Here is an 11410-nt window from a genome sequence, read left to right on the forward strand (position 1 = left end):
CGGCTCAATCGATCAGCTGCCGGCACCATTCGATCGCCTGTAAGTAACATTCATACGCTTCTTCTTTGTTCAGTTCTTTTCCCCACTCGTCACAGTCCCAGTTGTTGCATTCAATGGCTTTGACGAGCGCGAGCATCTGATAATAATCGTTTTCATAACCGAGCAGCGCCTGTCCGACTTCATCGATTAAGGGCAGTTCTTTGATGATATCCTCCAGCTCCCTGTGGAGAAGCGTATCGATGAGCGAAAACATGCCGATCAGCATGTAAGAAGAGGGCTGGGGCCTTCCGGTTCTTTTCGCCAGCAGTTCGCACAGTTTGGCCCTGATTAAGGAAATCTTAATGATTTCTTTTTGGCTTGAGTGGCTTTTCGCCGTTAAATCTCTGAATGAAAGAATGTAAATCAAGCGCTTAATCTCATTCAGCCCGAGCATCATGATGGCCTGCTGGATGCTGTCTATCTTTTTTTTCAGCCTTGTTTGCGATCCGTTTAAAAAACGCAGAATCTGATACGATAAGCTGACGTCACGCTCTATGTATTCCGTCACGCGCTGTATATTGGGCTGGTCATTGTTTAATTCGCTTAAAAGCTGGTAGTAAGAATGAAAATGAAACGTCAGATCATTTCCGCTGATGACACGCGGTTCACTGAAAAAATATCCTTGAAACAGGTGAAAGCCGTCTATGGCCGCCTGTTTATAATCTTTTCTCGTCTCCACTTTCTCCGCTAAATAAATCAGACTTTTACAGCTGTACGTCTGAATGATTTTTTTGCGCTCCAGACGCGAGGATTGCAAAAAGTCGATTTTTAAAATATCAATATATTTCATCAGCTGTTCCACTAACTCTTCATTTTCCGGATTGATGGCGTAAAAATCATCAAGTGCTAATGTATATCCTAATTTCTTCAGCTGTCTGCATCTTGAGATGAGTGCCGGAGTGATCGGTATGTCCTCAAGAATTTCGATAATAAGCTGGTCAGGATCAAAGGAGGTAGGGAGATCTGAAAACATCAGGCTTTCTGTAAAATTCACAAAGCAGCGTTTCCCCTCAGTCAGCTTTTCGATTCCGATGTTGATAAAGCTGTTAATAATGAGATCCGTCGTAGCTTTATCTCCGTCCGCGGCCGAATAACGGTTCTCTTCGCTCTCCCGGTAAAGAAGTTCATAAGCAACAACCTGTTCGTTTCTGTTGAAGATAGGCTGTCTCGCAACAAACACCTTCATTCATTTACCCCCTTAGATGCGGCCTTCGAACATAAGTATATCAAATAACTTGACGAAATTTGTCTAAATGTGAAAAATATTATCACAACAAAAAGCCTTTCCAGAGATAGGAAAGGCCGCTTTGTTTTCTATTCAAGTTCCCGTTTCAGCTTGCTTTTGATTTCATGAATCCGCTGCATCTTGTTGCTCCAGCAGTCTTCGCTTAAATCGACCGGATATTCTTCCGGCTTGCTGATCCGTTTGTATTCCTCCCACAGAAGTTTGAGGTTATCCTGCACGTATTGCTGGATGTCGGTAATTTCGGGATTATCATAGCATAAAACGCCGTTTTCAAAGATCGGCTCATGCAAGTCTTTCGCATAGAAATCAGTGACGAATTTGCTGACGAACGTGTGGACGGGATGGAACATTTTTAAGCGTTTCTGATCATTTACCCGCTCGTCATAAAGCGCGATATAATCACCTTCCGAGTGGTGATTCAGCTTGTTGATAATTCGGTATACTCTCTTTCTTCCCGGCGTTGTCACTTTTTCAGGGTTTGACGAAATTTTAATGGTGTCGGTCAGTTTGCCGTCCTCTTCAATGGCGACAAGCTTATAAACCGCGCCGAGAGCCGGCTGATCGTATGCGGTAATCAGCTTCGTGCCGATGCCCCACGTATCGATTTTCGCTCCTTGGGATTTCAGATTTAATATCGTGTGCTCATCAAGATCGCTTGAAGCAATGACCTTTGCGTCTGTGAAACCCGCTTCATCAAGCATTTCACGGGCTTTTTTGACAGGTACGCCAAGTCCCCGCTGTCCAGGCGGATGCCGATGAAGTTGATCCGGTCGCCGAATTCCTTTGCGACTTTAATCGCATTCGGCATGCCCGAACGGATCGTATCGTACGTATCTACGAGAAATACGCAGTCTTTGTGGGTCTCCGCATATTTCTTAAATGCCGTATATTCATCGCGGTACGCTTGTACGAGCGCATGAGCGTGCGTGCCGGATACCGGTATATTAAAACGCTTTCCGGCTCTTACATTACTCGTCGCGCTGAAGCCGCCGATCAAAGCCGCTCTCGCTCCCCACATGGCCGCATCCATTTCATGGGCGCGCCGCGTTCCGAATTCGAGGGCGTCTTCATCACCGACAACGCCTTTAATGCGGGCCGCTTTCGTGGCGATTAATGTTTGGTAATTCACAATGTTAAGCAGAGCCGTCTCAATCAGCTGCGCTTCAATCAGGGGCGCTTCGACCCGCATAATCGGTTCGTTGTTAAAAACGAGCTCGCCTTCTTTCATGCTGTAAAGAGATCCGGTAAAAGAAAGATCCCGTAAATAATCAATGAAATCATCAGCATAGTGCAATTCCGTTTTTAAATAATTCAGATCGCTGTCGGTAAATTTGAAGTTCTCCAAGTATTCGATTGCTTTTTCTAAGCCCGCAAATACCGCATAGCCGTTTTCAAAGGGAAGCTTTCTGAAAAAAAGCTCAAAAATCGCTTTTTTCTCATGAATGCCGTCTCTCCAGTACGTTTCGGCCATATTAATTTGATAAAGATCTGTATGTAAAGACAAACTGTCGTCTTTAAAACCATGCTCCACCAAAATTGTTTTCCCCTTCCTTACTCTGCCACTTGCGCTCCGATGCTGTTCTTAAAATGGGACAGGGCCCATTCATGCCCTTCCGGATTAAAGCTGGCCACAGCGTTTTGATGAATGACGATCTGAAAGCCCTTGTTGTAGGCGTCAACCGCCGTGTGAAGAACGCAGATGTCGGTGCACAGGCCCGCAAGATGCAGCTCAGTGATCTGCCGTTCCCGCAGTTTCAGCTCTAAATCCGTTCCCGCAAAAGCAGAATATCTCGTTTTTTCCATATAATTTACGTTTTTTGCGTGTTTATGTTTCTCATAAAGAGGCGATAGCCTTCCGTACAGCTCTTTGCCCTCCGTGCCGTTAATATTATGCGGAGGAAACAGGTGTGTCTCGGGATGAAAGTCATCGTCCGCATCATGCGAATCTACCGCAAAGACAACGTAATCACCGTTTTCTATAAATGCTTGCGTCAAACTGACAATCGTATCTTCAATCTGTCTCGCGGGTTCTCCGCAAGTTAATGCCCCGTTCTCAGCTGCAAAATCATTCGTATAATCAATGCATATAAATGCTTTTTTCATAGCCGGCCTCCCCGCCATTCATATGAAAACCATTATATCCTATCTCCACTTGTAAGTGAATTGGCATTGTAAAATGACAAACGGTGTTTTGCCCTTTTAAGATTTCAGGAGTGAGCGCTGAAAAATGTCATCCTGCACGTAAATGCCGTCAAGGTTCACGGCATAATCGGCGGCAAAAACCAGGCCGAGCGGCGTTTCGAATTGAAGGTCCGAGATGACGGAGCTTCGGACACCGGCAAGTGCGGCAAGCTTCATATATGGTGAATAAGCATGATACGGGAGCCTTCCGTTTATATAGAGCACCGCGTCTTTTCGGCTTTTCAGCGCCTGTTTCACTTCTTCATACGGCTGCTTTTGCAGCACCTGTCCCTTCGTCAGGGCAATGATGACTCTTTCACGCAGCGAGCCTAAAAATAAATGGCGTTCATCCGGTTTCGTCTGCAGAGGGCCGTACATCCCCTGCTGTAAATAAAGGTCAACCGTTTTGTCGCTCATCGGCCTGTCCCTCCCAGCTTGTTTTACAATTATCGCCCCGGACGGGACGCGGTAAACCGTTTTCGTTACATTTCAGCCACCCAATGGGAGATCTTGCCGGCGAGCTCTCCGGCGGGTTCTTCTTCAATCAGCTTGCTGAATGATTGTAAAAGCCGCTGCGCCAGCGCCTTTTTCTCTTCCTCATAGGAAATGATCGTGCTCCACTCAAGTTCCGGAACAGCTACAAGGGTATGCTGTTCTTTTTTATTTTCATGCAGATATACATCACCGATCATTCCGGACTGCACGGTAATATTCGCTTTTCTGATTTTCATAAAACATTCCCCTTTTATAAAGACTGATTCTATTATACTACAAAAAAGCGACAGCCTCCTAAAAGGAGGCTGTCACGCGTTAAACCAATCAGGTTCGTCAAACACATCGATGTCTTCAAAGCGCGTTTTGCTGAATTTATTAGTAATTTTGACAAAATCTCCGGAATGAAACGCCCCTGCCCCCGCGCCTGAGTGGTCAACGGCTTTGGGAGAAATGGCAAACACGTCACCGAAGCTCGCCGCAGCGTCTCCGGCTAAACTCATAATATAAATCGGTCCCACAATTGCAGGCATACCCACACCTCCGCTTTTCTTTACAGCATTTTATGCGCTGCACCGGGAGTTGTGCCCGTTTTTATTTCGGCTTGCGGCTGTCTTCGAGCTTTGACCGCTGACGAAGTTTGATAAGCCGGACGATATTTAAGACGAAAGCTTTTAAAACCGCGTAAACCGGCACGGCCAGAATCATTGCGAGAATGCCGCCGAAACTGCCCGCTCCGATAAGCAGAAGAATAATGGTGAGCGGGTGGGTATTCAGCCGTTTCCCAATCACAAGCGGAGAAAGCAGGTTCCCGTCAAGCTGCTGGACGACAACGACAACAATAACGGCAAAGAGCGCCTTAGCCGGCGAATCCATAAACGCGATAATCACCGCGGGCGCCGCCCCGAGAAACGGCCCCAGGTACGGAATGATATTGGTGACGGCGATCACCATCCCGAGAATTAACGCATACTGCAGGCCGATGATCCAATATCCGATAAAGCATGCCGTTCCGACAAAGAGACAAATCAGCAGCTGGCCTTGGAAATAGGCGGCCAATGTGACATATAAGTCGTTAAATATTTTCCGACCTTCCGCCCGGTAGGAAGAAGGCAGGATTTTGACTGCCAAGAGCGGAAACCGCCGGCCGTCCTTCAGCATATAAAACAAAATGAACGGAACGGTGATCACGACAAGCGTGATATTCGTAACGACGCCGAACACGGCCGACAGGCTTGCCGTAATATTTTGCGGAAGGCTTTGTAAAAACCCCGTCAGAGACTGCTGGATTTTGTCTATCGACACATAATCCTGCGTCATCATCCACGTAAACCATTTGGAATGGGATAATTGCGCCGTCAAGACTTGAATCTGATGAATGTAATCAGGGAAATTGTTAATCAGCCCCGTGACCTGAGAAGCCACAATCGGCCCGATGGCGGTGAACATAAAGGCAATCAGGCCTATGAAAACGAGATAAATGAGCAGGATTGCCAATGTCCGGGGGATTTTTTTCTCAAGCAGGCGCACGATCGGATTAAAAATGAAAAACAAAATGCCCGAGATCAAAATCGGAAAAAACAGAGTGGTGATAAAACCGAAAAACGGCTGAAAAATAAACGAGACTTTCGTTGATACGTAAATAATGAGCAAAACGAGCAAAATTTGCAGCGTCCAAAAATGGACCTTTGATTTCAACAAGCGATTTCCTCCTATTGTCATGCGAACTTGTACTGTGATTGTACCAAAAAAAGCCGCCGTGCATCTATGTATCTCAAAAAAGAAGACGCACCGGGGTTCTATAGTGCCGCCTCCGGTTTGCGCCTTTTCGGGCTGTTACACGCGTTCGGTATAATCAGGCATGACGGAAACCACATGGCGGTTTCTGATATAAAATACACGGTCATGCGTCTCTTCAATGGCGATGTGATCCGGAGTGGCATCAATCAGCCGTCCTCTGACAATGCGTCTGACGGTTTGAATGATAAACCTTGAGCCGATAAGCTTATGGATGGTCTGATAAACGTAAGGATCCACTAACGAGACGATTTGCGGGCTTCCTTGATGGGCCATTTTCGCTGATCCCCTTTACTATGTTTTCCTTCAGCATATGCAGCGGACAAAGGCTTTGACACAGTACGTCTATCGGAGCGGAAAAGGTGTTAGTGAGCATGCGGAGTTATGTAAGCGGAAAAGGCCGCATGAGTGGCCTAGACTGAGCTTCTTATGGGATATTGGGCTCGGTCAATTAACTGATCAAGCTTTTGGATTTGTTTGAGCGCGGCCGTGTGATCCATTTGGCGGTAATGGTGATGTCCGCCGGGTTCTTCATCGAGTTCATCCGCTTGTTTCACGATTTGCTGGAGCGTATTCTTGTCCAGTTCGCCTTCAGGCAGATAGGAATCGGTGTGAAGCAGAATCGCCAGCGCAATGTCCTTCGCCGCTTTCGGTTCTTCACCGAGCCGGATGAGCAGCTTATGCGCCCGTTCCGCGCCTTTAATGGCATGGATATCGTTTCTTCTGTACTTTTCATAATCCCATTTGCCGTCTGTGTACCATTCATAATGGCCGACGTCATGCAGTAATGCCGCTTTCGCCGCCAGATCCGGGCTGACACCTGCTTTTACGGCTAGACGGTATGCATGAAACGCGCAGGCGATCGCATGGGCGACACCGGAACGCTGTAAATACTTTTGTGCGATTGGATGGGTGAAGACATCCATTAACGTTACATTTCTCATGGAAACCCCTCCTTCATATATTTTTAGAATCCTAACATAAATCGAGAAGAAACTCAATTCATCTGATACATTTCTTATACCCCTTATATGTTGTTTCATTCATCATATGCCGCCGAAGCCCGAAGTGATTGTACAAACAAAAAAAGAGCAGCGTGAAAGCTGCTCTACAAAAATTCTTTGATATCGTATATCCGTCCGTTTTCCGGCTCGCCCGCGATCAGTGAGTGAATGACGCCGGCGATGTATTCAGGACTTCTGAGGTTTTTCGTTTCTTTCAGATTGCGGAACCGTTCGATGTCATGGAAATCTTCTTTTGACGAAGAACGGATGACAGCCTGCATGTCTGTATCCATCACTCCCGGCGAGAATGAGATCATGCGGACCGGCAGCTCTTCATCTTCCTGTTCAAACCCGAATGTTCTCGTAAACATATCAAGCCCCGCTTTTGAGCTGCAATACGCGCTCCAGCCTTTATAAGGATTTTTCGCCGCGCCCGATGTGATGTTGACAATTGTTTTGCTGCCGCTGAACGCTTCGAAACGCTTTGTGAACATTTGGCTGAGCAAAACGGGCGCCGTCAGATTAAGGGTGTAATGGCGGTTCAATTCTTCGGCGGAAGCCTCTTTCGCCCGCTTGATCGGTTCCACCATTCCGGCATTGTTGATCAGTGTGACGGCGGAGTACCCCTTCTCCTCTGCTTGATCAAGAATCGCCTTCATCTGCCGCCCGGTATCTGCGAGATCGGTTAAATCAACACTGTATTCTGTCAGCCCCTCGCGCTTTTCCCCGCTTATCGTTCTTGAAAGCGCGGCGACTTCGGCTCCTTCTTGAAGCGCCTGTTCCGTAAGCGCCCGGCCCAAGCCTTTTGACGCGCCTGTTATAAGAAAAAACTGCATGAAACTCCTCCTTTTTTTCTTATTTTACGGGCTGTCTTCCCGCAAACACAAGCGATCCGTTTACCGCTTTGCCTTTTCCTGCGCCGTGACTTTCGGGATCAGATAGATCATTGCCGCAATCCCGAGGAGGATCAAGACGGCATAAATAGCAGGAAGCAGATAAGAAGTCTTTTTCTCTTCCGTTTCCATATCTGCTATAGAGTGTTACCGGTAAATCATTATCTTTCAGTCTGAAAACCAAGATGGTAAGATCAAGATATGAAGCTATGAAAAAGTAGGGATACAGATGACCAATCCAAAGGATCCATTTAAGTACAGTTTCGACAGACTTGAAGATGTTGCCGACCATATCAGTGAAGTTCTTCAATGCCCCATTACAATAGAAGACGTTAATCATAAACTGCTTGCATACAGCACGCACAGCGATTGTACAGATCCGGCCCGGACGTCGACGATTATCGGGCGGAGGGTGCCGGAAAAAGTCATCAACAAACTGTGGAAAGACGGAACCATTCCGGCCCTTTTAAAAACGGACCAGCCGATTAAAGTGAAAGAAATTGACGAGGTGGGCCTAAGCAACCGCGTGGCGATTTCCATCTGGAAAAACAGCCAGGTTCTCGGATTTATTTGGGCGCTTGAGATCAAAAAAAGCTCAATGACGAAGATCTGAAGACACTTCAGCTGGCCGCCAAAGCGGTGCGGAACAAGCTTTTGCACCTGCAGATCCGCAAAACGAAAATCGAAGAGCGGGGCCAGGAGTTTTTTTGGAAAATGCTGACAGGCCATATTTATCAGGAAGCCGAGATGGCCGAAGGGTTTCATAAGCTCGGAATGGCGCTGCCGTCCGTGTTCAGTGTCATGATCATCCGTTTACATGATGAGCTGACTGAAAAGACGGAACAGCAGCTGCAATATTTGCAGGAAACGACACAGCAGATTCATGTCATGCTGGCGACTGTTGATTCAAATGAATTAATCTTATTAGCCGCACCGAAAACCGATCAGCCTTTTAAAGATTTAAAACACTTCGCTCTTCATATTCAAAAACAGCTGAAGGAACGATATAAAATTGAGGATGCGTCGATTGCGATCGGCGGTATTTACGAATCGATTTCTTACGTTTACCGATCCTATCAGGAAGCGCTTTCCGTATTAAAAGCGAAAGAGCGGTTTGTGAGAGAAACCAAACACCTTTTCAGCTTTTCTGAACTCGGCATTTATCAGTACCTTGATGTGTTGGATGAAAAACGCAAGCACAGCGGCTATATGAACTATTCCCTGTCAAAGCTTGAGCAGTATGACAGGGAGCACCAAGCCGATATGGTAAAAACGCTCGAACATTTTATTGATGCCGACAGCAACGTCAACACCGCCGCCAAAGCGCTTAACATCCATGTCAATACATTGAATTACAGGCTGAAAAGAATCAGCCAGATCGCAGAAATCGACTTAAAAAATGTGAATGAGAAGTTTACGATTTACCTGGATATCAAACTTCGCAGCATGGGTTCGTGAAATTTCACAAATCCGTGTTTTTTTATTTTCTGTTTCAAACAAAGAATTTTCGCAAAAATCGCGCTACACTTGAAGCATCACACAAACATTGGGGGAAACAGACATGATTATCGGGGTTCCAAAAGAAATCAAAAACAATGAAAATCGAGTGGCATTAACACCTGGAGGCGTTTCACAGCTTATCGGAAACGGCCATCGGGTTCTTGTGGAATCCGGAGCCGGACTCGGAAGCGGCTTTACAAATGAAGATTATGTATCAGCAGGGGCGGAAATTCTGGAGGACAGAAAGCAAGTATGGGATGCGGAAATGGTCATGAAGGTAAAAGAACCGCTGGCTGAAGAGTATGCGTATTTCCGTCAAGGTCTGGTCTTGTTCACTTACCTTCATTTAGCCGCAGAGCCGGAATTAGCTAAAGCGCTTACAGAAAAAGGCGTGACAGCTATCGCGTACGAAACGGTAACGGACGGACGTTCCCTTCCGCTGCTTACGCCGATGTCCGAAGTGGCCGGCAGAATGGCCGCGCAGATCGGGGCACAGTTTCTTGAAAAACCAAAGGGCGGAAAAGGAATTTTATTAGCCGGCGTACCGGGTGTATCCCGCGGAAAAGTCACGATCATCGGAGGGGGCGGCGTCGGAACAAATGCCGCGAAAATGGCTGTCGGACTCGGTGCCGATGTGACAATGATCGATTTGAACGCAGACCGCCTGCGTCAGCTTGATGATATTTTCGGGCATCAGATTAAAACATTGATGTCAAACCCTGTAAATATTGCAGATTCCGTCGCGGAAGCGGATCTTCTGATCTGCGCCGTGCTCATCCCGGGAGCCAAAGCGCCGACTCTCGTTACGGAAGAAATGGTTAAACAAATGAAACCGGGTTCCGTCATTGTTGATGTTGCCATCGATCAGGGCGGCATTGTGGAAACCGTCGATCATATTACAACCCACGATAATCCGACTTACGAAAAACACGGCGTCGTTCACTACGCTGTCGCCAATATGCCGGGCGCCGTACCGCGTACGTCTACGCTCGCATTAACGAATGTAACCGTTCCTTACGCGCTGCAAATCGCCAATAAAGGCGCGGCACAAGCCATTGCAGACAGCCCTGCGCTTAAAGCGGGCTTAAATACGGCTAACGGACATGTCACGTATGAAGCGGTAGCCAAAGACTTAGGCTATGACTATGTGCCTGCTGAAAAAGCAATGCAAGGTTCGGCTGCAAAAGCTTAATAGATATGAAGAGGACAGCCTGATCAGCGGGCTGTCCTTTTTGCTTTCTCATAAAAGGAAAAACGGCCCCCTGTCTCGAATATCAATTCATATCCCGGAAGAAAAGGAGGATTCATATGGCTGTTCAGCACTATGGTGTATTAAAAGGCACTGTGTTAGATATGAAAAGGGAAACAGATGATGATTCTCCGCATTTTCAAGTCGAGGTGCTAGGCGAGCCTGATACGCGCTATCGCTGTGCGATCAATGTCATGTCAAGTTCAAAAGAATCAGAGGTTCTGTATGCGGCACGCGATCATTTTGACGCAAGCGCGATCACCCTGCTGCCGAACATTCCGTATGGATATACCCCAATTGATGAAACCAGCCGTGAGCTGGCGCTGGATTATGTCCGCGGCGGATTGTTTGATCCCCGGAACATGGTGCCCCTCCCGCATGAAGTCACCGGTCCGGATAATGACTTAAATGACTTTATTGAGACGTACATGCAAAAAGCCAAATCAGAAAAAGCCACCGTCTATATTTACGGCTCTAAATTCGGGCCGGAGCCGGGCGCTGATAAGATTTTCGGTTTCAAGCCGACAAACGGCATGCATAATATTCATATGAATCAGGGAAACCCAATTGATACACGCTGGAAGAAGGATAACGGAACGTGGCACGACGGCGGTATTTTAATCCAGTTTGCAGACCAGTGGGCCGCGGTCTTTTTGGCTTTTCTGTCTCAGTCATGGTGCACGGATGAAGAAGGCCACCCTTATACATTTTGTGATCATACACAGCTTAACGGCTGATGTCCGCATAAAAAGCCTGCCGAGATAACGGCAGGCTTTTCTTATTACATTTTAGCGGCTTCGGCCCGCTTCAGGCTTTCCGGCCTCATATCACGCCAGTTTGTTTCAATATATTCGAGACAAACGGGGCGGGTTTCATTCGTCAGGCGGGTTTCCCAGCCGTCCGGCACATCCAGATAGGCCGGCCACAGTGAGTACTGGCCTTCAGCATTGACGAGCACATGGTATGAACCGTCTTCCCGTTCAAATGGATTTGTCATATCATCTCTTTC

The 11410-nt window shown here is 47.1% G+C and carries 12 protein-coding genes and 3 pseudogenes; 3 read left to right on the forward strand and 12 right to left on the reverse strand.

Annotation, left to right across the window (positions count from 1 at the left end):
* Positions 1-4: 4 nt before the first annotated feature.
* From D368_RS08760 to essA, 11 genes and pseudogenes are all read right to left on the reverse strand, one after another.
* Positions 5-1225 carry an EAL and HDOD domain-containing protein gene (locus D368_RS08760; RefSeq protein ID WP_070082287.1) on the reverse strand — a complete coding sequence of 407 codons (1221 nt, stop codon included), beginning with the start codon at positions 1223-1225 and terminating at the stop codon, positions 5-7.
* Positions 1226-1353: 128 nt separating this feature from the next.
* Positions 1354-2819 (reverse strand): annotated as a pseudogene (locus tag D368_RS08765) (nicotinate phosphoribosyltransferase).
* A 17-nt stretch (positions 2820-2836) separates the two neighbouring features.
* Entirely contained in the window at positions 2837-3388 is a 552-nt protein-coding gene (locus D368_RS08770) for a cysteine hydrolase family protein (protein WP_025853916.1), read from the reverse strand.
* Between the two features lie 96 nt (positions 3389-3484).
* Positions 3485-3883, reverse strand: coding sequence for a YueI family protein (locus D368_RS08775; protein ID WP_003152031.1), 399 nt, complete (start codon positions 3881-3883; stop codon positions 3485-3487).
* A gap of 65 nt (positions 3884-3948) precedes the next feature.
* Positions 3949-4197, reverse strand: coding sequence for a YueH family protein (locus D368_RS08780; RefSeq protein ID WP_003152028.1), 249 nt, complete (start codon positions 4195-4197; stop codon positions 3949-3951).
* Positions 4198-4269: 72 nt separating this feature from the next.
* Positions 4270-4491 (reverse strand): spore germination protein, encoded by a 222-nt coding sequence (locus tag D368_RS08785; RefSeq protein ID WP_003152026.1) that lies wholly within the window; start codon positions 4489-4491, stop codon positions 4270-4272.
* A 61-nt stretch (positions 4492-4552) separates the two neighbouring features.
* A complete protein-coding gene (locus D368_RS08790; RefSeq protein WP_039254048.1) occupies positions 4553-5659 on the reverse strand; it encodes an AI-2E family transporter in 1107 nt (368 codons plus the stop codon).
* A 135-nt stretch (positions 5660-5794) separates the two neighbouring features.
* On the reverse strand, positions 5795-6031 hold the full coding sequence (locus D368_RS08795; protein WP_003152023.1) for a DUF2642 domain-containing protein: 237 nt from the start codon (positions 6029-6031) through the stop codon (positions 5795-5797).
* 137 nt (positions 6032-6168) lie between these two features.
* Complete coding sequence (locus D368_RS08800) at positions 6169-6699, reverse strand: HD domain-containing protein (RefSeq protein WP_003152022.1); 531 nt, start codon at positions 6697-6699, stop codon at positions 6169-6171.
* A gap of 164 nt (positions 6700-6863) precedes the next feature.
* Positions 6864-7595: a (S)-benzoin forming benzil reductase gene (locus tag D368_RS08805; protein WP_007408685.1), complete on the reverse strand. Its 732-nt coding sequence runs from the start codon at positions 7593-7595 to the stop codon at positions 6864-6866.
* A gap of 60 nt (positions 7596-7655) precedes the next feature.
* Positions 7656-7799, reverse strand: a pseudogene (essA, locus tag D368_RS08810) (type VII secretion protein EssA); the annotation flags it as partial.
* An 82-nt stretch (positions 7800-7881) separates the two neighbouring features.
* Here essA and adeR point away from each other — a divergent pair.
* From adeR to D368_RS08825, 3 genes and pseudogenes are all read left to right on the forward strand, one after another.
* A pseudogene (gene adeR, locus D368_RS08815) lies at positions 7882-9110 on the forward strand (sporulation transcriptional activator AdeR).
* Between the two features lie 103 nt (positions 9111-9213).
* Positions 9214-10344, forward strand: a complete 1131-nt coding sequence (gene ald, locus D368_RS08820; RefSeq protein ID WP_003152011.1) for an alanine dehydrogenase — start codon at positions 9214-9216, stop codon at positions 10342-10344.
* A 116-nt stretch (positions 10345-10460) separates the two neighbouring features.
* Positions 10461-11138: a YukJ family protein gene (locus D368_RS08825; RefSeq protein WP_039254039.1), complete on the forward strand. Its 678-nt coding sequence runs from the start codon at positions 10461-10463 to the stop codon at positions 11136-11138.
* 44 nt (positions 11139-11182) lie between these two features.
* Here the strand turns inward: D368_RS08825 and D368_RS08830 are convergent, their stop codons facing one another.
* Positions 11183-11398, reverse strand: coding sequence for an MbtH family protein (locus D368_RS08830; protein WP_109567161.1), 216 nt, complete (start codon positions 11396-11398; stop codon positions 11183-11185).
* Between the last annotated feature and the right edge of the window lie 12 nt (positions 11399-11410).

The sequence above is a fragment of the Paenibacillus lentimorbus NRRL B-30488 genome (genome assembly GCF_000411595.1).
Lineage (GTDB): Bacteria > Bacillota > Bacilli > Bacillales > Bacillaceae > Bacillus > Bacillus velezensis.